The sequence below is a fragment of the Arthrobacter sp. Y81 genome (assembly GCF_002929335.1).
Lineage (GTDB): Bacteria > Actinomycetota > Actinomycetes > Actinomycetales > Micrococcaceae > Arthrobacter.
The window spans coordinates 100,285-122,178 of the sequence record NZ_PJIL01000015.1; the positions used below are offsets into that span (position 1 = coordinate 100,285).

Here is a 21,894-nt window from a genome sequence, read left to right on the forward strand (position 1 = left end):
CTGGCTAGCACCGCTCACGCGGCCTTGTCCTCTAGAGATAATCGCTGGCCCGTTCGCGGGCGATTTCCAGCAGCGTGGAGTGGAAGGCGACCTCTGCCGGGGCGTAGACCTTGTCTTGGCGTTGGGCCAGCAATACCCGCCGCAGGGGCGCGGCGGTCCCGAGACTGAGCACCCTCACGTCGGGGTGCTGGAGGGCCACGGCAGTTTTGGGCACCATGGCCACGCCCATTCCCACGCTGACCATGGCCTGCGCCTCTTGGTAATCATTCGCCAGGAAGCCAATGGCCGGTTCGAACCCGGCGTCGTGGGCGGAACGTTGCAGGACCTCCACCACCGGGTGCGCCTCAGCGCGGACTATCCACGACTCCTTGCGCAGATCCTCCATCTTCACTTCATTGCGGCCGGCGAGTGGATGCCCCTTGGCTACCAGAATCACAGTGCTCTCCTGGAAGACTTCGGTTACGCGGATGGACTCGTCGCGGAAGCGATTCCAGGGGTAGTCCCACAGCAGGCACAATCCGGTGACTCCCGATTCGAGGTCTGACACAAGTTCGTCAAAGCGGGCGCTGCGCAGCGACAGGCTGATGGCCGGGTAGCGCTTCTTGAAGGTCCTGATGACGAGGGGCAGGAAGGACCCGGCGAGGGTGGGGAAGGTGCCGACGGTCAGGGACCCGCGATTGAGGCCGGCGATCTGGTCCAGGTCGGACCGAGCTGCGCTCATCTGTCGAACAATCTTGCGGGCGTGGCCGGCCAGCACCTGTCCAGCCTCGGTGGGCACAACCCCACGGGAGCGGCGGTTCAGTAGCGGCTGCCCCACCTCTTGTTCGAGCTTGCGCAGTTGCTGGGAAACGGCTGACGGCGTGTACATCATCACCTCGGCCGCTGCCGTGATCGATCCCTGCTCAACGACCTCCACCAGCAGCGCCAACCGACGTATGTCGAATAAATCTTGACCTTCATCGTTAAGCAATGGTTCACCCTTCTGTGTGTTTGGTTCATTCTATTCAATCGTGCGCCATCAAGCGGCTGATTTTGTGACATTGTCGCGAAGAGGTCCCGCAGCGACGAACGTGGAAACCTGTCCTCGCAATGACTTAAGTATCCCTACATCCCCCATAAATTATTGAACATTGTCTTCATTTGTGATCCGGCTCATTCTATTAGCGGGCCCTGAACGTATGCGCGGCACTAGGAGATGTAGGGAAACACGATGAAAATTGAAGCTGAATGGATGCGCGGAGGCACCAGCAAGTGCTGGGTCTTCGAAACGGAGCACCTGGATGAAGCCCGTACCAGCCTGGACGAGTTGCTGCCCCGGCTGTTCGGAAGCCCGGACCCCAGGCAGATTGACGGTGTCGGCGGGGCAACTTCGACAACCAGCAAGGCCATGATCCTTCGCCGGGCCGCCGACGACGATGTTGACGTCGAATTCACCTTCGCCCAGGTCGGCATCGAAGAGGCAGCGGTGGACTGGGGCAGCAACTGCGGGAACTGCTCCGCGGTTGTCGGCCTTTACGCGATCGAAAAGGGCTGGGTGATCCCCCACGGGGACAACACCCGCATCGTCACCCGCAACACAAACACCGGCCAGATCATCGTCCAGCGGGTCGCCACTCCCGCAGGGGCTCTGCCCATCGTTCCGGACGCTCAGATGCCCGGGGTTGCGTTCCCCGGCTACCTTGTCGGTCTCGGCTTCCAAGATCCAGCCGGCAAGACCACTGGAAAACTACTGCCCACCGGCGCCGCAACCGACACAATGACCGCCGGCGGAACGCGCTGGACTGTATCAATGGTCGACGCCGGAGCGCCGGTAGTGATCGTCCGCGCTGAGGAGCTTGGCCTGGACCCAGCCCGGTACGACAGCTGGGTCGCCGGGGTGGAGCTACAGCTGGAAACCCTGGAGCACATCCGTCGACAAGCTGCCGTGCGGATGGGGCTGGCACCAACGATCGGCGAAGCTGCCCGCGCCATCCCCAAGCTCGCCATCGCCGCCTCCCCCACCCAGTCGGACCCGGCCAGCGACGTCAACGTCATGATGCTCTCGATGGGCAAGCCCCACCCGGCCCTGGCCATCACCGGCAGCATCGCCCTGACTCTCGCCGCACGGACCCCGGGCACCGTACTCAACAGCATCACAGGCGACACGCCGCCGGCCACCCTGAGACTACGCACTCCCGCGGGAGTGATCGAAACCTGGAGCGAAGAGCGCGACGGGTCCCTGCTGGTCGGTGTCGACCGAACGGCCCGCACCATCGCCACCACCATCATCCACCTCCCGGAGGCCCTCGGCAGCGCTGTCGAAGCCTCACTAGCATCAGCCACTCAATGAGGAGCCAAGATCATGACTAAGACTATTTACCAACCTGCTCCCGAGGCAGAGAGCGAAGTCCGGGAAGACCGTTCCAAGCGTCCCAACCGCCGCCGCCGTATCCTGCTGATATCGGTAGCCGCGATCGCGATCCTGGGTCTGGTCGCCCTCGTGTTCGGGGGTGCCATCTTCAACCCGGCGGCCACCCCGGAATCGGAGCCGACCATGACCGCTGTCCAGATCATCCCGCTCGTCATCCTCGTCGTGATGTTCGTCGTCGCCACGAAATGGCCGCTGAACATCGGCGTAATGGGGCTGGTCGCGTCCTTCGGGGTCGGCTACTTCATGCTCGGAATGACCGACAAGGAAATTCTCGCGGACTTCCCCGCCAGCATCGTTCTGACGATCATCGGGGTCACCTACTTCTTCAGCATGGCCCAGAGGAACGGCACCATCGACATCATCGTCCAGACCTGCGTGCGCCTCGTCAGGGGCAAGACGCTGCTGCTGCCCTGGGTGTTCTTCCTTATGGCCGCCGCGCTGACAGCGCTGGGCACCTTCTCCCCCGCCGCCGTCGCACTGCTGGCGCCGGCGGCCATCGGATTCGCCTACGAGTCGCGCATCCATCCCGTGCTGATGGGCGCGTTCATCATCAACGGAGCCCACGCGGGCGGCTTTTCCCCGTTGTCCGTGGCCGGCGTACTAGTGCACAACATCGCGTTGGAAAACGGCTTTCCCATCTCCCAAGGCGCACTCTTCGCCGCCAGCTTCGCCCTCAATCTCATCCTTTCGGCCCTGACGGTTGTCCTGTTTGCGCTTTTGGGCAAACTGCGGGACGGCGAGGGTACCCAGCATGTCGACGCTGACGCGCCCCGCACCACGCGTCCCCACGGCCAGCAAATCCTCACGCTGGTGCTGATCGTTGCGATGCTTATCTGCACCCTGGGCTTCCATATGCCCATCGGCTTTGTCGCTCTCTCCGCCGGCCTCCTGCTGGCACTGATCAACATCAAAGAACACCGGACCTTCATCGGCGGTATCTCCTGGTCTACCGTCCTGTTGGTGGCCGGCATGATCACCTATGTCTCGCTACTGCAGCACGTAGGCGTCATCGATACCCTTGCAGAACAAGCCCTGGCACTGGGGGCACCGCTGCTGATCGCGCTGGTGCTCTGCTACGTGATTGGCGTCGGATCGGCCTTTGCCTCCTCCACAGCATTGCTGACCGCATTCATCCCCCTGGCCGGTCCCCTCTTGGCGTCCAGTTCGCTGAGCGCTTCGGGAACTGTCGCTGCACTCGCCATCGCCGCGACAGTGGTGGATGTCTCTCCCTTCTCCACCGACGGTGCCCTCGTTGTAGCCAACGCCCGGGAGAACGACCGCCAACGCGTCTACAAGCAACTGATGATGTACGCCGGTGGAGTGGTCCTGGTGGCCCCGGCGCTGGCATGGGCCTTGCTGGTACCCACCGGCATCATGTGACCGGATCACGCCGCCCGGGCAACCCAGGCGAAACCACCCACGGCCACGGACCAGCTCGGAGGAAACGCCCCAGGCGGCCGGACACAACGTCCGGCACGCATGCTGCCGTTCCCGCACTCCATCGCAACAGGTAGCCCGAAAGCCGGGCGCGAGAACTGCGCAGCATGCACAGGAGGCAGGGTGACCACTAGGTCACCCTGCCTCCTCCCACAACCATCCCCGGACGTAGTCCATCAGCCCGACCCGCCCCAGGAGAAAACCAATGAACTTCCGCCCTTACGCCGCCAATCCGCTTACCGGATCCCCGGCCCCCGAACCAGTTCCCAACTGGTCCAAGCTGTCCCGAGCCGACGAAGTGGAGATCCACAGTCACGGACAGCCCATAAGCTCAGGACACATCGACATGCTCGCCCTGGACGGCAGCGTCCTCTGGCTTCAGCAAAATGAGGGAAAGGGCCGCTCGCTGTTTCTACGTAGCGATGGCGTTCGCGTTTACCGACGACCCGCAAACAGCAACAACTAGATTTGGCCGCCATGCGCCACAATCCAGGTTTCGGCCAACACAGCTCGTCCGGACGGCGCCCCGAGCACCGGAGTGTCCGGATCTTCGAGGCAACACTGGAATCCAAACAGGAGCGGCTCGTCCAAGTCCAGCCCTTGGCGCTGTCAGCGTTGCATCAGGTCCGCGTGGTGAACCGCGGCTACGTTCGGGTGGGCCCGAAGCCGGTAGCGAAGGGCGTTATCACCGTAGGTTTCCAGAATCGGGCTGTTCGTCGGGTCAACTGACAGGCCGCGCGCCTTGGTTTGGAACTCAGGGCTCACCGCGAGCTGCGGCATCCTCGCGTCCAGTGCCGGGTTGTAGAAGAACGGAAGAGAGACCCTGTCGGTGCCGCGCGGCGGCGAGACCACGCGGTGCAAGGTCGCCTTCAGATAGCCGTTCGTGGCTAGCTCGAGCATCTCGCCGATGTTGACCACGAAAGTTCCGGGCACCTGAGGTGCGTCAATCCATGTGCCCTGGTATTCGACCTGGAGGCCGCCCTTGCCGGGCTCCACCAGGAGGAGCGTCAGCACCCCGCCGTCGCGGTGGGAGCCGACACCCTGCTTGGGTTCCTCGTGGGATGACCCCGGGTACCGTACAACCTTGAGCATGGGGAAAGCCCGTGCGGCGAATGCCTCATCGAAGGTGTCCTCGGGCGCGCCGAGGGACACGGCCAGAGCACGCAGGAGAGTCAATGAGATCGTGCTCAGCCGTTCCGTCCACTCGGCGACAATCTCCCGCATTTCGGGCAGCGCCTCCGGCCACAGGTTGGGCCCCTCGAGGCGCCAATAGTCCGCGACGCCCGGGCCTGGCGCCACCGCGTCCCGCTCTACGCCGATGTCGATCTGCTCGCGCCAGTCAACTGCACCGTCCGTAAGTTCCCCGCCGACACGGGTGTAGCCACGGAACTGCGGGCTGTGGACATTCTCGATCGCGAGCTTCTGTTCTTCGGGCAATTCGAAGAAGCGGCGGGACACGTCCAGCATTGCGTCCGTGAGCCCCTGCGGGACGCCATGGCCAGCCAGATACAGGAAACCGACCTCATGCATGGCGTTGCGCAGTTCGTCACGAAACCGGGAAGCCTCCTCCGCGCCCGCGTTCAATCGGGAGAAGTCGACTACGGGCAGTGTTTCGAGTGGCAACGTCTCCAGTCCTTTTCAGCGAACTTGGCAAGTCGGCGCATGTGTCTGCTTTCATGATACGGCCGGGCAACTAAGTCGGGCATGAACGTTTCGAAATGCCGCATCCGTCCGAACTCCGCTACCAAAGGATCAGAACCGGTAGGTCACTGGCGGCGGCCCGAGGGCGCCCTTAAACTGGCCTTGGCAACACGGATTGTGGGCGCCCTCAGATCGGAGAAGCTCATGCTTTCGGCTCTGCTGTGCAAGTTGAATATCCGCCACGAATGGCACGTAGAGAACACCGAAGACGGTGGCCTGTACAAGCGATGCAGGCGCTGCGGCAAGGATGACGACCGCGGCGGTGGCGGGACGGGAGCCGGCGGCGCTTGGGCGGGCCCCGCAGGGATGGGCTAAACCCGTATGCGGAAGAGCGACTTCTGTTGGCTGCCCCTGCCGGAGACTGGGTTGCGACGTCCGTGCAATGGACTGTCCTGGCGTCCCTGCTGCCTCGCTCGCCAACGGTAGGCGGGCCACCAACAAGTTCCATGAGAACCCAAGGTGACCCGCCGCCGTCGTACGCCCTAAAAAGTCAGTCGTTGATCAGCTCAGCGGTCGTACTCACTGGCGCCACAGCGTCGCGGACCTTCTTGCCGCGGGCATAACCAACGAGTCCCAAGGCCAGGATGCAGCCGAGTGTGCCGAGCGCGAAGGCCTCGAAGGTGAACTGAGAGACGCCCCAGGTTGCCTCGAAGTCGTCTCCAGGCCGAAGAGGACCTCGAGTGTTCCAGGGAAGATCGCCACCCACGAGCCGATCAGGATCCAGACGAAGCAAATGGCACCCAAAATACGGAAACCGGTGTCCGGGACGGGAACCTTGAAGGGCCTATCGGCCAGGGGGTACTTGCTCCGCAGCCGGACTGCGGCCGGGATAGCAAGAAGGTAGCTGAGCAGGAACGTTGAGATGGCGATGGTCAGGACCACCCCGAACAGTGCGCTGCTGGTCCCGCTGAGCTGCATGGCCCGCGAGCATGAACAGCGTGGCCATCACCCCGGAAAGCGTGTTGACGCGGATCGGCGTGCCCAGCTTGGGGTGGAAGCGGCCGAAGAAGCCTCCGAAGAAGGAGCCGTCGGCGGCTGCCATGGCTTGCATGCGGTCGCTGATGATCATCCATGCTGCGCCTTGCGATACAAGGACGAAGCAGAAGATCTCCGCTGAAATGGCCAGCATGACCTCAGCGGCCGGGCCGAACACCGTGTAGACGGTGGCCACAGCGCCGAACAGGCCACCGATGCCCGTGATCAGGTCGAGCGGCACCACCAGCAGGATCGCCAGGATCGGCAGGAGGTAGCTCGCGGCGGCGATCATGGAGGAGCGGGCGATCGAGATGGGAACATCCTTGGCCGGGTTCTTCATCTCCCCCGCGGCACTGTTGCCGGACTCGAAGCCAAGAAACGAGAAAAGCAGCAGCGGGGTGACGCCAAGGAAGCCGGCCAGGGTGGGTGAGAAGAAACCGAGTTCGAGTCCGTTGAATCCGTGCTGCAGCCCATAGGCCATGGTGACGATAATGAAGAAGGTCAGAAACGCGACCTTGAGGATGGCTCCGAGCGAGGGCAGCCATTTACCGTGTTTCAAACTGACGATGGCCCTACATCGTGCTGCTTACGTCCCAGGGATCCAGGGACGACATGCTCGCGGGACTGCAGGCGGGCGCCGACGACTACGTCACCAAACCCCTGGATCCCTTCGTACTGTGCGCCAGACTGCTCGTGGCCCTTCGAGTGACCACGTTGCACGCCGATCTGGACCATTACCGGAGGGTATTGTCCGAACAGGCCCGCACCGATCCCCTAACAGGGCTGAACAACCGGCTGAAGCTCGCCGAGGATCTGGAACGGTTGCACGCGCGCAGCGAGCGGTACGAGCACGACTACTGCCTCGCGATGTGCGACGTGGACAACTTCAAGAGCTACAACGACATCTACGGCCACCAGGCCGGCGGCCTTGCCCTTCGGACAGTGGCTGCCGCGCTGGCGAACGAGGCACGGCAGAGCGACGGGGTGTACCGCTTCGGCGGCGAAGAATTCCTCCTCGTCCTACCGCACCAGACGCCGACCGGCGCCAGAACCCTTGTCCAGAGGGCATTGGCCGCCGTGCAGGCAATGGACATTACGCACTCCGGCGATCCGTCCGGGTCGTTGACGCTCAGCGCCGGAATTTCTGCCTGCACCACGGGCCACCGGCTTAGCCCCGAGCAGATCCTGGGTGAGGCCGACAGCGCACTCTATGCGGCAAAGGCCGCCGGCCGGAACCGCGTCGAACTCGCACAGTAGATCGGCCCCTGGCCAGTCCTGGACGGTCGCTTCAGAGACAGGGGTGCTGGCCTGGACGTGCCGGAAGCCTGCCTTGGCGAGTCCAGCCCGTCTGTGTTTGGGGGTGGCGGGACGAATGGTTCAGAAGTTACAGGTGTGAAACACGCTGGAGATCGGATCGTTGCCGCACGTGGCTAGTGTCGGGGGCGACGACGCACCCCCGACGAAAGTGATAACGCATGAGCGAGGACCTGACGAGTACCAGAACACTTGAGCCGACGACGACGGCGGGTAACGCCGACGCGATGAGCGCAACAACGGAGAGCCTGGAGGACTACACGCTCCGGTTCGCTCCGCGCTCGTACCGGAAATGGAGCGCCGGGGTTGTGGCAACGAGTGCCCTGGGTGGCATCGCATACCTGGCCGATTTCTCCATCGGCGCCAACATCGGCATCGCATACGGCACCGCGAATGCCATCTTCGGCATCGTCGTGGCCGCCGTGATCATCTTCGCCACGGGTTTCCCGCTCGCCTATTACGCCGCCCGTTACAACATCGATCTTGACCTCATCACGCGCGGGTCCGGATTCGGCTACTACGGTTCGGTGGTCACGAACGTCATCTTCGCGACCTTCACATTCATCTTCTTCGCGCTCGAAGGCTCCATCATGGCCCAAGGCCTGGAATTGGGGCTCGGAGTCCCGCAGTGGCTTGGCTACGCGGTGTCCACGGTCATCATCATTCCGCTGGTGATCTACGGGATGAAGACGCTGGCCACTTTGCAGGTCTGGACCACGCCCCTGTGGCTGCTGCTCATGGTGGTTCCCGTTGGCTACCTATTGTTGTCCCACCCGGAGAGCATCGACGCCTTCTTCGCCTATACCGGCGCTTCCGGTGAGGATGGCACAAGCCTCGCGTCGGTGATGCTGGCCGCCGGTGTTTGTCTTTCACTCATGGCCCAGATCGCCGAGCAGATCGACTACCTGCGCTTCATGCCGCCCAGGACCGCAGAAAATAAGGGCGCCTGGTGGCGTGCTGTGATCCTCGCCGGACCGGGCTGGGTCATCTTCGGCGCCATCAAGCAGATCGTTGGCATGTTCATTGCCGTCTACCTCATTGCCACCCTCGATCCCGCAGCATCCATCCACGCCAACGAGCCCGTCCACCAGTTCCTTGGCGTGTACCAGGAGATGATGCCCGCGTGGCTGGCGATGTCCCTCGCCGTGGTGCTCGTGGTCATTTCACAGATCAAAATCAACGTCACCAACGCCTACTCAGGCTCGCTCGCCTGGACCAACAGCTTCACCCGTATCACCAAGACTTACCCGGGCCGCATGGTGTTCGTGGTGGTAAACCTGGTCATCGCGCTGATACTCATGGAGTCGAACATGTTCGAATTCCTGAATACGATCCTTGGCTTCTACGCGAACTGCGCCATGGCCTGGGTGGTGACAGTGGCTTCGGACATCGCCATCAACAAGTACCTGCTCAAGATCTCGCCGAAGGTCCCAGAATTCCGCCGCGGCATGCTCCACGCAGTGAATCCAGTTGGCTTCGTGTCCATGTTGGTCTCGGCCGGAGTTTCCATCGCCGTGTTCTTCGGGGCGTTCGGCGCCGGGGTCCAGCCGTACTCGCCGATTTTCGCCGTGGCGTTGGCGCTCATACTCCCGCCAGTCCTCGCGCTGGCGACGCAGGGCCGCTACTACCTTCGGCGCACCGACGACGGCATTGACCTGCCAATGTTCGACGCCGACGGCAACCCGAGCGATGCAAAGCTGCTCTGCCACGTCACGGGACTTGAGTTCGAACGCCCGGACATGCTCCGCTCAGGTCAGGACGCGCCCGACGGCGAACCCCAGTTCATCTCCTCCCTCGCCTTGTCCACGGACAAGTCGGGCGAGTTCGTGCTGCCTGCCCGGAAGTAGGCCGGTTACCGGCCCAGCTCGCCCACTTGGCCCTGCGCGCCTCGCCGGCCCCCCGGGAGCCCGAGAAGTTCACGGCTGAATTCGTCACGTAGACGACTGTGTACGGTGGCCGGCCGCCTGGCTGGGCCGGCATCCGTGAGCTCCACTGGCGCTTCGCTCGCGGCACACATTCACTAGCTTCGCTCGCGCAGGTCACCTACAGCGGAACCGCCGACTCCCTCCGCACAAGTGATGTTGCTCCACTGGGAGGTTCAGGCAGCGGATGGCCTTCGGCGAGATGAAGTGCGATGCCCGCCATGTACAGACGCAGCCGTTCCATATCGACCGCCACGCTTGAGAGGGAAGGCATGAAGCGTGCCGCGAGGGGAGAGTTGTCATGGCCAACGACTGAGAGGTCCTCGGGGACCCTGATTCCGGTCCGGACCGCGCCGGCAATGACGTCTGCGGCGGTCTCGTCGTTGTAGGCGATCACAGCGGTGACTCCTGCCTGCTTCCACGCGGCCGTCGCGGCATGTCCGGAGCCATCTTGGTATTGGACCTCCCGGACGATCGGCCGGGGGACACCCGCTTCGACGCAAACTTCGTTAACCAGTTGGAGCCTGGCTTTGATGAATTCCGCGAGCCCGGGATCGGCCGGATGAACGTAACCCAGCCGCTGGCTGCCCAGGCCCAAAAGATACTCGGCCTGAAGCCGGGGCCCGGAGGCGAAGTCAGCCGACACCTGGGCCGCAGTTTCGTCCGGTGAAGGGGTGATGTTTCGGATGCCAAGTGACTTCATGTCGGCAACGTCTTCGGGCCTCCGCCGCCTGCCTGGCCCGGCGCGGATTTCTTAACCGGCCAGCGACATCTGCAATGGCCACCGGGCTCGACCGCATCGCTTCCTGGCTTCACTCCGTGGAGCCCGGACCGTCGGCCGATCTCGGTGATGGTCAACGCCGCAGCACCCGGGCCTAAGGCCTCTACGATGCGGACGGCGCGGGAGAGCACTGACTCTCCCCTTAGGTGCGGGGCATGTCCTATAGCTTCCGTTATTGGGAAGACGTGTCGAGCCCCGATGGGATGGCCGCATATCCGACGAACTATCCGCTGAACAGATACTTGCTATCAAGAACTTCGCCTTCCTCAAATACATGCGGTGCGTCACAGTTGTCTCAAGACCTGCAGCAACGAGTAGCGCAGCCAGTATCCAGAAGGAATTCAACGTGGAAACTCCCCTCTCCCATCTTGCCCACCTCGAGATCACCACCCCGGACGTCGAAGCGTCCGCACGGTTCTACGAGGAAAAGTTCGGCATGCGCATTATCGACCGGGTGGACGGCAACGTCTACCTGCGCTGCTGGGGCGACTACTACCGCTACAGCCTGGTCATCACCGAAGGCCCCGAAGCATCCCTTGGCCGGATGGCCTGGCGCACCAACTCCCAGGCGGCCCTCGAATCCGCTGCCGCCCGGGTTGAGGCAACGGGCGTCCAGGGCACCTGGACCGCCGGCGGCCACGGCTACGGAAAGTCCTACGAATTCACCGGCCCCTACGGCCACCCCATGCGCCTCTTCTTCGACGTGGAGAAGTTCCTGGCCGAACCCGAATTCGCGTCCACCTACCCCGACCGCCCGGAGCGCCGCAGCAGCCACGCCGCCGCACCCCGCTTCCTGGACCACGTCACCGTGGCATCCTCCGATGTCCGCGGCTTCGCCAAGTGGTACAACGAGGCCCTGAGCTTCCGCGTCATGGCCTTCGTGGACCTGGACGAGGCACCCATCACCGTCTTCTCGGTGCTGACCACCAACGAAAAGTCCCACGACCTGGGCGTGGTCCTGGACACCTCCAGCCGCGCCGGCCGGGTCAACCACATCGCCTTCTGGGTGGACGCCACCGAGGACCTGCTCCGCACCGCGGACGTCATGATGGAAAACGGCACCCCGATGGAATACGGTCCCTCCATCCACGGCGTGGGCGAGCAGAACTTCCTCTACTTCCGCGACCCCTCGGGCCTGCGCGTCGAGCTCAACTCCGGTGGCTACCGCAACTACGTCCCGGACTGGGATGCCAACACCTGGAAGCCGTCGCTGGGCTCCAACAACTTCTACAAGAATGGCTCCATGCCGCACTCCATGACCCAATCGTTCCCTCCGGCCGAGGGCTTCACCGCCACCGAAGAAGGAGCATCACCGGAAATGAAGGAAGCCCTCCTGAACCCCTACGCCAAGCAGGGTCGGGGCTAAGGCGCCATGCCAGAGGCTACGTATTCCCTCATCCGTTTCCAGGAGCCGGGCGCCGGCAAGGCCCGCGCTGGACTGCTTGTCGGCCAGCGGGTCCTGCCGCTGGACGGGGACATCAACTCCCTGATCGAGCACTGGGACACCACCGAGCGCCAGCTCGACACCCTCGCCGCATCCGCCGGTGAAGACACCGGCCTGGCGCTGGCCGACGTCGAGGTCCTCGCCCCGGTGGAGCCGGTGCAGGTCCTCCAGACGGGCGCTAACTACCGCAAGCACGTGATCGACCTCGCCGCAGCCCACCGCGAACCGGGCCAGGACGAGGAGGAAGTACGCGCCAAAACCGCCGCGATGATGGACAACCGGGCGGGCCAGGGCACACCGTACTTCTTCATCGGGCTCCCGACGGCGATCGCGTCCGCCACGGAAGACCTCACCCTGCCGGCCTACTCCACGTCCCACGACTGGGAACTGGAACTGGCGGCTGTCATCGGCAGGACGGCGTTCCGGGTCGCCCCCGAGGAAGCACTGGAGTACGTGTTCGGCTACACCATGGTCAACGACATCACCACCCGTGAGTACGTCTTCCGCAAGGACATGCCTGCCATTGGTTCGGACTGGTACCGCGCCAAGAACGCCCCGGGCTTCCTGCCCACCGGTCCGCTGCTGGTGCCCGCCATGTTCTTCGGCGACCCGCAGAACGTCCAGGTGACGCTGAAGCTCAACGGCAAGGCCATGCAGGACGAATCCACGCAGGACATGATCTTCGGCGTGGCCAAGCTGGTTAGCGAAGCGTCCCAGATCATGCCGCTGCGCCCGGGTGATCTGGTCCTGACCGGAAGCCCCGCCGGCAACGGCCAGCACTGGGGCCGGCTGCTGCAGGACGGCGACGTCATGGAAGGGACCATCACCGGCCTGGGCACCCAGCTGATCCGCTGCAAGGACGAGGTCCAGTGACTTCGCAGGACACAGCACCCATCACCGGCACCGGGGAATCAATGGATTCCCCGGTGATCCGGCGTGCGGACCCGCTCGGCAGCATCCGCTCCATGGCCGCAGCCCACAACAACTGGGGCCGCTGGGGGAACGATGACGTCCTGGGAACCCTGAACTTCATTGACGCCGCGAAGCGCATCGAAGCCGCGGCCCTGGTAAAGACGGGTGAGGCGTTCTCGCTGTCCCAGCCGTTCGACACCAACGGCCCGCAGAAGGGCTGGCGCCGCCGCACCAACCCCGTCCACACCATGACCGACACCGGAGTGGACGCCGAACGCGGCAACCAAGGATTCCCGCACGGCTTCGGCGGCGCAGACGACGTGATCGCGATGCCGCTGCAGTGCTCCACCCAGTGGGACGGCCTGGGCCACATCTTCGACCAAGGCAAGGCCTGGAACGGCCGTGCGGCAGGAGACGTGGTCACCTCCGAAGGCGACCTGGTCACCGGCATCGAAACCGCCGCGGCCAAGATCGTCACCCGCGGCGTGCTGCTCGACGTCGGCCGAGCGCTCGGCCCGGAACTCGGCAGGAACGACGGCGAACTGCCGGACGGCTTCGCCATCACCCCCGAACACCTCGAGCGGACCATTGAACGGCAAGGGCCCAGCTCCAAGGTGCGACGCGGCGACATCGTGGTGATCCGCACCGGCCAGCACACCCGGGTCCGCCGCGACGGCTGGGGCGACTACGCCGGAGGATCCGCCCCGGGCCTGTCCTTCAGCACCGCGCCGTGGCTGCACAACAGCGAAATCGCCGGGATCGCCACCGACACCTGGGGCTTCGAAGTCCGTCCCAATGAATTCGACGGCGCCTTCCAGCCCCTCCACCAGATCGCCATCCCCAACCTGGGGCTGTTCCTGGGCGAAATGTGGAACCCGGACGGCCTCGCGGAAGCCTGCGCAGCCGACGGCAGGTACGACTTCCTGCTCACCGCGGCACCGCTTCCCATCACCGGCGCCGTCGGATCGCCCGTCAACCCGATCGCCGTTCGGTAGCTTTCAGTCCAACAGCAACAAGAATCAGCAGTAACGCCGTCAATACAAAGGAGTCAGCGATGGCAGCAGTACAGAACGTCGGAATCGTCGGGGCGGGAGCCGCGGGACTGACCGCAGCCATCCTCCTGTCGGACGCCGGAATCCACGTGGAAGTCTTGGAAAAGGCGGAAACCCCGCAGACCATCGGCTCCGGAATCACCCTTCAGGGGAACGCCCTGCGGATCTTCCGCCAGCTCGGCGTCTGGGAGCAGATCGAGGCAAAGGGCTACCCGTTCAGCACCCTCGGCCTCCGCGCCCCCGACCCTGCCGGCACCGTCATCGCCGTGCTGGAGGACATCCGGACCGGCGGTGATGACCTGCCCGCCACCCTGGGCATGTACCGCCCGGACCTCACGGCCATCCTTCGCGATCGGGCCGAGCAGGCCGGTGCCCGGATCAGCTACGGCAAGACGGTCACCGATATAGAGGACGACGGCGAATCCGTCACCGTCAGCACCACCGACGGCGCCACCGCACGCTATGACCTCCTGATCGGCGCCGACGGCCTGCACTCCGCGGTCCGCAAGGCCATCGGCATCGACGTCGAACCCCAGGCCACCGGCATGGGCATCTGGCGTGCGTTTGTGGAGCGGCCCGAGGACGTGGTCCGCACGGACCTTACCTACGGCGGCCCGTGTTTCATCGCCGGCTACTGCCCCACCGGCCCGGACACCATCTACGCCTACCTCGTCGAAAAGGCCCAGGAACGCAACCACGAGGACGGCCCCCGCATCATGGCCGAACTCGCCGCCGCCTACGGAGGCCCCTGGAACGAGATCCGCGCCAACCTGGACCACAGTGCCCGCATCAACTACACCCGCTTCACCACCCACCTTGTGGACGGGCCCTGGAACCGCGGCCGCACTGTCATCATTGGGGATGCCGCCCACAGCTGCCCGCCCACGATTGCCCAGGGTGCCGCCATGGCCCTTGAAGACGCGTCCGTGCTCGCCGAACTGCTCATCAGCGCCGACGACATAACGGAGACACTCTGGAAGGAATTCACCGACCGGCGCCTGAGCCGTGCAAAGGCAGTAGTCAACGCCTCCGTCCAGCTGGGCCAATGGATGCTCGACAGCGTCCGCGACGCCGACGTGCCCGGCCTCATGCACTCGGTCTCCAGCATGGTCAAGGAACCCGCATGAGCACCTACGCTGCCGACGAACAAAGCCCCACAGTGGACGTCCACGCCCACATTCTGCTTCCAGCTTTGCAGCAGTTGATAGCGGATGCCGACCCCGAGGGCTTCGGCGCCCAGCAGGCGCTGGAGGTCCGGCGGAATGGTCCTGAGTCCATGGCCGCCTCGGGCAAAATGATCAAGGAGCGCTGGCCGCAGCTGACGGACCTGGACCGCCGGCTCGCGGACATGGACAGCCGGGGGGTGGACGTCCAGCTGGTCTCGCCGTCGCCGTCGCACTTCTACTACTTCGCCGGCGAAGAACTGTCCCTGAAGCTCGTGAAGCGGGCCAACCAGGCCGTTCGGGAGTTCGTGGACCGCGCCCCGGAGCGCCTTAACGGCCTGGGGCTGGTACCCCTGCAGCACCCCGCCCTGATGGTGGAAGCCCTGGATCATGCTGTCCTCGAGTGCGGACTGCTCGGCGTGGAAATCGGCTCGTTCGCCGCCACTCCCGGCGACCCGGAACGCGGCACCGTCGAACTTTCGGACCCGCGGCTGGAACCGTTCTGGAGCCGGGCCGAGGAACTCGGCGCCCTGGTCTTCCTGCACCCCTTCGGCTGTTCACTGGATGAGCGGCTGGACCGCTTCTACCTCGCCAACACCGTCTCCCAGCCCGCGGAAAACGCGGTGGCACTGTCCCACCTGATCTTTAGCGGTGTCCTGGACCGGCATCCGGAGCTGAAGGTCCTGGCGGCGCACGGCGGCGGATACCTTCCCACCACGATCGGGCGCTCCGACCACGCGTGGAAGGTCCGGCCGGAGGCGCGCGGCTGTGCGAAACCGCCGTCGTCGTACCTGAAGAAGCTGTACTTCGATTCGCTCGTCCACAACCCCGCGGAACTGCGGGCGCTCGTGGCCGCCGCGGGCCCGGAGCAGGTTCTGCTGGGCTCGGACTATCCGTTCGACATGGGCTCCGACTGCCCAGCGGCCGAAGTGCGCGCGGCCAGCCTGCCCGCGGACGGCGAAGCCAAAGTGCTTGCCGGCAATGCCGCCGCCCTGGGCATCACCCCTGCTTCAGTCCTCACCGCCCGACCCACAGCCTAAGGAACACCCACATGGTCAAGATTGCTCGCTGGAATCACGACGGCGGGACGCAGTCCGGCTTTGTAGACAACGGGAACTGCTACGGCCTGCCCGCAGGCCGGACCGTCCAGACTCTGCTGGACGCCGGACCGGCCGAAACCCTGGCCCTCGCTGGCGAAACCATCGGATCCGCACCGCCGGTGCCACTGGCGGATGTGCAGTTGCTTGCCCCGCTGGTCCCCGCCACCATCCGTGACTTTGTGGCTTTCGAGGAACACGTCGAAGGGGTGCGTAAAAGCATCGACGGCGTGGCCGGCGTGGTGGCCGAATGGTACGAGGCGCCCACTTTCTACTTCACGAACCCGCACACGGTGACCGGCACCGGCGAGGTGATTGGCATTCCTGCGGGGTGCGAGGACCTGGACTTCGAAACGGAAGTGGCCGCCGTCGTAGGACGTGTTCCGGGAAGCGACGGCCGGAACCTGACCGCAGCCGAGGCACACCGGCATATCTTCGGCTACACGGTGCTCAACGACTGGTCGGCGCGCGACCTGCAGCGCCGCGAGATGAAAGTCAGCCTGGGGCCGTGCAAGGGCAAGGATTTCGCCAACACGCTGGGGCCCTGGATTGTCACCGCGGATGAGTTCGAGGACCTGCACGACGCCGAGGGGTTCCTACCGATCTCCATGGCCGTGGAAGTCAACGGGGAAGCCATCGGACGGGACCTGCTGTCCAACATGGGCTGGCCGTTCGCCGAGCTGGTGGCCTACGCCTCTCAGGATTCCGTGGTGCGGCCCGGCGATGTCCTGGGTTCCGGCACGTGCGGCAGCGGCTGCCTCGCGGAACTCTGGGGGCGGAACGGTTCAAAGACTCCCCCGCCACTCAAGCCCGGCGACGTGGTCCGCATGACAGTGGAAGGAATCGGCAGAATCGAGAACACCGTAGGCGAACGCAGTGAAGCTGTGACCCGTGTTCCTGCCCGCATCCGCCCAAGGAACCGCGTTCGGGTTCCGTCACCTGTTTCTCCGGGGCTATAGGTGGTCTCCCTTCAGCTCGAAGGCCGCACAGTGGTGGTCACCGGCGCGGGCCAGGGACAGGGTGCCGCCGAGGCGCGGCTGCTCGTGGAAGCAGGGGCCCGTGTCATCGCGACGGACCTGGCCGCAGAGATGCCTGCGCACCTGGCCGCATTGACGGCATCTTCGGCTGATGCGCTGACGTACCGGCAGCTCGATGTCGCTGATGCCTCCGGCTGGTCCGATCTCGGGGGCTGGATCGAGTCCCGGGGCTGGCAGCTGGACGGGCTCGTGAACAACGCAGGCATCACGCAGCGCAGCCGGCTGCTGAATGCCTCGGTGGCCGACCTGCAGCGCGTCTATGAAATAAACGTCGCCGGGGCCCTGCTAGGCATCCAGGCCCTCACACCGCTGATGGGCAGCGGCTCCGCGATTGTGAATGTGGGCTCCGTCGCGGGCCTTACAGCGCACTATCCCGTCGCTTACACCGCCAGCAAATGGGCCCTGCGCGGGCTGTCCCACGTCGCGGCCATGGAGCTTGGCCCCCGCGGGATCCGGGTGAATACCATCCACCCGGGCTTCATCGAAACACCTATGACGGCGAGCGCAAAGCCCGAGTTCAGGCAGGCCACGCTGGCCGAGACACCGCTGGGCCGCACGGGAAACGTAGAAGAGGTGGCCGGCGTTGTATTGTTCCTCCTCAGTCCGTTGTCGTCGTTCGTGACGGGCGCCGAGATTCCGGTGGATGGCGGCCAGTCAGGCCACGGCGGAGCCAAGTCCGTCTCTGACGCGATGCGCTGACGCACCCCCAACCAGGTAGCAGCAAGTGTCGTTATGAGGGCTCATAACGACACTTGCTGCTACCTGGTTGGGAATGGCCGCCGCACCTAGCCCGGCAACACCGCTGACCAGCCGCCGTCGACCATCAGGTTGGCGCCTGTCACGTAGGATGCTTCGTCTGAGGCGAGGAACAGGGCGCATCTTGCGACTTCGTCCGGCGTGCCGATCCGGCCCAGCGGGATGCTTCCGGCGATGGATCGCATGGGGTGGTCGGCAGCCAGGAGGTTGTCCTCGGTGGCTGCGGTGCGGATCATTCCCGGACTCACGGCGTTGAGGTCCACCCGGCTGCTGCTCATCCGGCCACCCGCGGCGGCGACCTCGGCAACAGTGGCTGCGGCGCCGTCGTCGTCCATGTCGCAGCCGATTACCAACGCCCCTGCGTTGGCGAACGCAAGCGCGGCTGCCCTGCCCTGGCCGCTGGCCGTTCCCGTGATGACGGCGGACTTGCCGGCGAGGCGCAAGGGTGAAACAGGCATGGGGGTTCCTTCCAGAAGTACATTTCCTTCGACTTTCGCAGGGACTGTCCGGAAGGGGAACGGCCGGTTGCGTCTACCTGGTATCCGTCACAGTGATAGTCACCGGGTGGGCTGTGACGGGGAAGAGTTCATGCAACCGAGCGCAGGCCCGCTGGACCACCGAGCGCAGCCAGGCGCTCGCGGGATCCTCCGTCTGGGACGGGTGCCAGTACATGGCCTCCACAAGGGAAGCCTCGGCACCTTCGGAGAATTCCAGCACCGCGATGTCCGCGCCGCGCTGGGCCCTGGCGGCCAGCATCCGCGGGACCAGCGCCACCAGGTCCGTCCCCTCGACGAGCAGCGGCAGCGACAGGAAGCCGGCCACGACTGCCGCCACCCGGCGCTGAACACCGCGGGATTCGAACAGCTTGTCCGCCGGGGTGCTGATTCCCTCACCGAAATAGCCGACTGCGTGGGGAACCGTTGTCAGGTCCTCCAGGCCCAGCCGGGGCTGCTGGAAGAGGGGATTTCCGGTGTCAGCGATCGCCACGAAACTGTCCCGGAACAGCTGCTTGCTGGCGCCCTGCATGTGGTAACCCGTCGGCCCCACGAGCAGGTCTATTTTTGAAAAGTCCGCCATCTGGCCCTGGATTCCGGTGCCGGCGGTGGGAACGAAATCCACGGACACGTTCGGGGCTTCCTGCCGCAGAATCTGGCGGAGGGGACTCACGATCAGCGCAGCCGCGTAGTCCGAGGCGGCGATGATGAACTCCCGCTCGCTCGTGGCGGCATCGAAGCCCGAGCGGACCCGTGTGGCCCGCTGGACGTGAAGCATGGCTTCATCAACCAGCGGGACCAATGCCTGTGCGAACGGCGTGAGGTCGTACGTGCGGCCATTTCGGACCAGGAGTTCGTCGTCGAAGTGCCGCCGGAGCCGGGCCATCGCCGCACTGGTGGCCGGCTGGCTGAGCTGCAGCCTCTCAGCCGCGCGGGAAACGTTGCGCAGCTCCAACAGGACCTGAAGTTGGGGCAACAGGTTCAGGTCCAGGTTCTTCATACCCACAGGTTATCCGTACACGACACTGGCCGTCCTAGTGGCTGACGGGCATCATCCGGGGACCGCGGACCAAGACGGCAAGCAGCGCAACGGCACACCCGATTCCCAGTGCGCCAAGGGCGAAGCCGAGGCCCCCCAGTCCCGCTGCGGCGGCCCCCAGGACGATGGGAGTCAGGAACTGGCCGATGAACAGCGTCCCGGTCCAGATGCCTGTGCCACGGCCGCGCTGCTGAAATTCGAGGCCATTGACGGCCCAAGTAAGCAGCGCGGGCAGCAGCACGCCTGTTCCTGCGCTGGCAATAACTGCCCCTGCGATTGCCAGCGGCACCGTGCCCGCGACGGAGACCAGGCAAAGTCCGACGGCGGCCAGCCCGAATGCGAGAGCCAGCAGGTTTCGCGTGCCCAGCTTCGCCAGGAAGCGGAAAGAGATGGCGCCTGCCGCGGTAGCGAGGGAGGCGATGGCCGCGGCCAGTCCGATGAGTGCTGCGTCCCCGACGCCCAGGCCGGTAATGACGTACGGCAGGTGCACGATCAGTGCGTAGAAAACAATCCCGCCGAACAGCGTCACTGCGGCCGGGGCACCAATCTGCCGCCATGGCACCGGCGTTTTGGCCGCCCTCGTGCGCTGGCTCCTTGCCGGCTCCCAGAGCTTGAAGACCATGAGGATGACGATGACTGCGCTGACGGCGTAGAGCCAGAACGGCGTCCTCCAGCTGATGCTGCCCAAGGCACCGCCCAACGCGAAGAATGCGGTGGCTGCGAGCGCACTGACCATAGTTTGAAGCCCAAGGTACTTGTTCCGCTGTTCGCCCGAATAGTAATCCGTGATGAGGGTGGTGCAGCAGGTCATGATGGCGGCTTCGGCGATTCCTACGCCGACACGGGACAACGCGATGGCTTCCAGGGTCTCCAGCCAAAGCGGCGCCGTCCCGAAGGCGGCGTATGCCAGCATGGCGAAGACCAGGAGCTGCTTCCGTCCTACCCGGTCGGCAACATAGCCGGCCAGGGGCGAGAAAAGCGCTACGAACAGCGCTGGCAGCGTCAGGGTGAGCGGCACCAGGATGGCAACCCCGGGGGTGTCTGCGAAGGCCTGGTTAAGGGTCGGGAGGATGGGCGCCAGAAGGACAGCCCCCAGCACCGGCATGCAGCTGCCTGCCACCAGCAGGGTTGCCTGGAGTGGTCCGGCCTTTCGCGGCGCCGCGGGGCCGGATGCAGCGTCCCTGGTCGCTGTACCCGTGAGCTGAATATTCTCCATTGAATCTCCCTTTGCCTCGTGATGGTCACGGAGAATCGGCGCCGTTCAGCCGCCGAAAGTTACTTCCCTCACTGTGGCAAATCCTGAGGTATCGGGGGAATCACGCATTTGGGATAGCTGGTATCCATGGAACCGATGGCAGCAGTGGTCACGGCATCAATACAATGAAGGTCCGACTTCACCCAGGTGTAAGACGAAAGGCGAATGAATGACGGTCGAAGTACGTCAGGCAAGGTATTTCATAGCTGTGGCCGAAGAGCTCCATTTTGGCCGGGCGGCTGACCGTCTCAGCATGTCCCAGCCTCCACTAAGCCAAGCCATTTTGCAGCTGGAACGCCAGCTTGGCACCACCCTGCTCAACAGATCGAGCCGCAGCGTTTTGCTGACAGAGGCGGGCAGCCTGTTCCTCGAGCAATGCAGATTGCTGGTCGGCGCCTCAGAACGCGCTCAGGAGACAGCCCAAATGGCAAGTTCAGGCAGCATTGGAACTCTGCGCATTGGAGCGGTCACCTCGGCGTTCAGCGAAGTGCTTCCGGAGATCCTGGCCCGCTTTCGTGCCACGCGCCCGCTAGTGGAATTACGCGTCCAGGAGATCGACTCTCATCACGGGCGGGATGCCCTTGGCCGCCGCGAGCTCGACGTGGCCGTGATCCGCCATTCCGAAACTGGTCGCCGGCTCATATCGGTACCATTGCGCCGGGACCACTTTGTAGTCGCTATGCCTAAAGACCACCCCCTCGCCCAAGGAAGAGGGCCTGTCAGCCTGTCGGAGTTCCGGGAAGACTCCTGGGTGTGGCTGCCTCGGCAGATTTCCCCGGACTACCACGACGAACTCGTCGCTGCGTGCCGGCAGGTGGGCTTCAGCCCGGAAGCGCAGCACTACGCCAACTCCATCAATTCCCAGCTGGCCATGGTCAAGTGCGGGCTAGGGGTGACTCTGGCCCCGGAATCATCCGTGCGGCAACAGCCGGATGACCTTGTGTGGCGACAGATAAAGGAACGCGCGGACTTGGTCGAACTCTCTATCGTCAGCCGGGCAGAGACAAAGGAGCCGCTGGTGGAACATTTCATTCTGTGCGCTTCCCCGGACGCCTGAGCATCACTTTCGGCCCTGCGATGCACTATTTGGCCACGGAAGCACCCT

The 21,894-nt window shown here is 64.5% G+C and carries 21 protein-coding genes; 12 read left to right on the top strand and 9 right to left on the bottom strand.

Annotated elements, in window-relative coordinates:
- Positions 1 to 31: 31 nt before the first annotated feature.
- Positions 32 to 970: a LysR family transcriptional regulator gene (locus CXQ91_RS18185; RefSeq protein ID WP_104175290.1), complete on the bottom strand. Its 939-nt coding sequence runs from the start codon at positions 968 to 970 to the stop codon at positions 32 to 34.
- Between the two features lie 240 nt (positions 971 to 1,210).
- Here CXQ91_RS18185 and CXQ91_RS18190 point away from each other — a divergent pair, with 240 nt between their 5' ends.
- Both CXQ91_RS18190 and CXQ91_RS18195 read left to right on the top strand, forming a co-directional pair.
- Entirely contained in the window at positions 1,211 to 2,329 is a 1,119-nt protein-coding gene (locus tag CXQ91_RS18190) for a PrpF domain-containing protein (protein WP_104175291.1), read from the top strand.
- Between the two features lie 12 nt (positions 2,330 to 2,341).
- Positions 2,342 to 3,790 carry an SLC13 family permease gene (locus CXQ91_RS18195; RefSeq protein ID WP_104175292.1) on the top strand — a complete coding sequence of 483 codons (1,449 nt, stop codon included), beginning with the start codon at positions 2,342 to 2,344 and terminating at the stop codon, positions 3,788 to 3,790.
- 666 nt (positions 3,791 to 4,456) lie between these two features.
- Here CXQ91_RS18195 and CXQ91_RS18205 read toward each other — a convergent pair.
- The 3 genes from CXQ91_RS18205 to CXQ91_RS18215 all read right to left on the bottom strand — a co-directional run bounded on the left by CXQ91_RS18205 (position 4,457) and on the right by CXQ91_RS18215 (position 7,082).
- Complete coding sequence (locus CXQ91_RS18205) at positions 4,457 to 5,470, bottom strand: isopenicillin N synthase family oxygenase (protein ID WP_104175294.1); 1,014 nt, start codon at positions 5,468 to 5,470, stop codon at positions 4,457 to 4,459.
- A gap of 568 nt (positions 5,471 to 6,038) precedes the next feature.
- On the bottom strand, positions 6,039 to 6,254 hold the full coding sequence (locus tag CXQ91_RS25385) for a hypothetical protein (protein ID WP_258074101.1): 216 nt from the start codon (positions 6,252 to 6,254) through the stop codon (positions 6,039 to 6,041).
- Between the two features lie 78 nt (positions 6,255 to 6,332).
- Positions 6,333 to 7,082, bottom strand: a complete 750-nt coding sequence (locus CXQ91_RS18215) for an APC family permease (RefSeq protein WP_258074102.1) — start codon at positions 7,080 to 7,082, stop codon at positions 6,333 to 6,335.
- A gap of 20 nt (positions 7,083 to 7,102) precedes the next feature.
- Here CXQ91_RS18215 and CXQ91_RS18220 point away from each other — a divergent pair, with 20 nt between their 5' ends.
- Positions 7,103 to 7,780 carry a GGDEF domain-containing protein gene (locus CXQ91_RS18220; protein ID WP_258074104.1) on the top strand — a complete coding sequence of 226 codons (678 nt, stop codon included), beginning with the start codon at positions 7,103 to 7,105 and terminating at the stop codon, positions 7,778 to 7,780.
- Positions 7,781 to 7,998: 218 nt separating this feature from the next.
- The gene (locus CXQ91_RS18225) at positions 7,999 to 9,684 is read left to right on the top strand and encodes a cytosine permease (RefSeq protein ID WP_104175297.1); all 1,686 of its coding nucleotides are present in this window, start codon (positions 7,999 to 8,001) and stop codon (positions 9,682 to 9,684) included.
- Positions 9,685 to 9,880: 196 nt separating this feature from the next.
- Here CXQ91_RS18225 and CXQ91_RS18230 read toward each other — a convergent pair whose 3' ends face one another.
- Positions 9,881 to 10,462, bottom strand: coding sequence for a substrate-binding domain-containing protein (locus tag CXQ91_RS18230; RefSeq protein WP_104175298.1), 582 nt, complete (start codon positions 10,460 to 10,462; stop codon positions 9,881 to 9,883).
- Positions 10,459 to 10,671: a helix-turn-helix domain-containing protein gene (locus tag CXQ91_RS25785; protein ID WP_374953678.1), complete on the bottom strand. Its 213-nt coding sequence runs from the start codon at positions 10,669 to 10,671 to the stop codon at positions 10,459 to 10,461. The genes CXQ91_RS18230 and CXQ91_RS25785 overlap by 4 nt, the downstream gene beginning before the upstream one ends.
- A 215-nt stretch (positions 10,672 to 10,886) precedes the next feature.
- On the opposite strand from CXQ91_RS25785, the gene CXQ91_RS18235 reads away from it, so the two are divergent.
- Genes CXQ91_RS18235 through CXQ91_RS18265 form a run of 7 tightly spaced genes read left to right on the top strand, consistent with a single transcriptional unit; the run spans position 10,887 to position 17,944 of the window.
- Positions 10,887 to 11,906 carry a VOC family protein gene (locus CXQ91_RS18235; RefSeq protein ID WP_104175299.1) on the top strand — a complete coding sequence of 340 codons (1,020 nt, stop codon included), beginning with the start codon at positions 10,887 to 10,889 and terminating at the stop codon, positions 11,904 to 11,906.
- Between the two features lie 6 nt (positions 11,907 to 11,912).
- Positions 11,913 to 12,857, top strand: a complete 945-nt coding sequence (locus tag CXQ91_RS18240) for a fumarylacetoacetate hydrolase family protein (RefSeq protein WP_104175300.1) — start codon at positions 11,913 to 11,915, stop codon at positions 12,855 to 12,857.
- Positions 12,854 to 13,891 (top strand): cyclase family protein, encoded by a 1,038-nt coding sequence (locus tag CXQ91_RS18245; protein WP_104175301.1) that lies wholly within the window; start codon positions 12,854 to 12,856, stop codon positions 13,889 to 13,891. Before CXQ91_RS18240 ends, CXQ91_RS18245 begins: the two co-directional genes overlap by 4 nt.
- A 59-nt stretch (positions 13,892 to 13,950) precedes the next feature.
- Positions 13,951 to 15,075 (top strand): FAD-dependent oxidoreductase, encoded by a 1,125-nt coding sequence (locus CXQ91_RS18250; RefSeq protein WP_104175302.1) that lies wholly within the window; start codon positions 13,951 to 13,953, stop codon positions 15,073 to 15,075.
- Positions 15,072 to 16,151, top strand: a complete 1,080-nt coding sequence (locus CXQ91_RS18255; protein ID WP_104175303.1) for an amidohydrolase family protein — start codon at positions 15,072 to 15,074, stop codon at positions 16,149 to 16,151. Before CXQ91_RS18250 ends, CXQ91_RS18255 begins: the two co-directional genes overlap by 4 nt.
- 11 nt (positions 16,152 to 16,162) lie before the next feature.
- Positions 16,163 to 17,167 carry a fumarylacetoacetate hydrolase family protein gene (locus CXQ91_RS18260; protein ID WP_104175304.1) on the top strand — a complete coding sequence of 335 codons (1,005 nt, stop codon included), beginning with the start codon at positions 16,163 to 16,165 and terminating at the stop codon, positions 17,165 to 17,167.
- Complete coding sequence (locus CXQ91_RS18265; RefSeq protein ID WP_104175305.1) at positions 17,168 to 17,944, top strand: SDR family NAD(P)-dependent oxidoreductase; 777 nt, start codon at positions 17,168 to 17,170, stop codon at positions 17,942 to 17,944.
- Positions 17,945 to 18,030: 86 nt separating this feature from the next.
- Here the strand turns inward: CXQ91_RS18265 and CXQ91_RS18270 are convergent, their stop codons facing one another.
- From CXQ91_RS18270 to CXQ91_RS18280, 3 genes are all read right to left on the bottom strand, one after another.
- The gene (locus CXQ91_RS18270) at positions 18,031 to 18,459 is read right to left on the bottom strand and encodes an SDR family oxidoreductase (RefSeq protein WP_104175306.1); all 429 of its coding nucleotides are present in this window, start codon (positions 18,457 to 18,459) and stop codon (positions 18,031 to 18,033) included.
- Positions 18,460 to 18,532: 73 nt separating this feature from the next.
- Positions 18,533 to 19,495: a LysR family transcriptional regulator gene (locus tag CXQ91_RS18275; RefSeq protein ID WP_104175307.1), complete on the bottom strand. Its 963-nt coding sequence runs from the start codon at positions 19,493 to 19,495 to the stop codon at positions 18,533 to 18,535.
- A gap of 34 nt (positions 19,496 to 19,529) precedes the next feature.
- Positions 19,530 to 20,750: an MFS transporter gene (locus CXQ91_RS18280; RefSeq protein WP_104175308.1), complete on the bottom strand. Its 1,221-nt coding sequence runs from the start codon at positions 20,748 to 20,750 to the stop codon at positions 19,530 to 19,532.
- 208 nt (positions 20,751 to 20,958) lie between these two features.
- Here CXQ91_RS18280 and CXQ91_RS18285 point away from each other — a divergent pair, with 208 nt between their 5' ends.
- Positions 20,959 to 21,846 (top strand): LysR family transcriptional regulator, encoded by an 888-nt coding sequence (locus CXQ91_RS18285; protein ID WP_104175309.1) that lies wholly within the window; start codon positions 20,959 to 20,961, stop codon positions 21,844 to 21,846.
- Positions 21,847 to 21,894 lie beyond the last annotated feature (48 nt).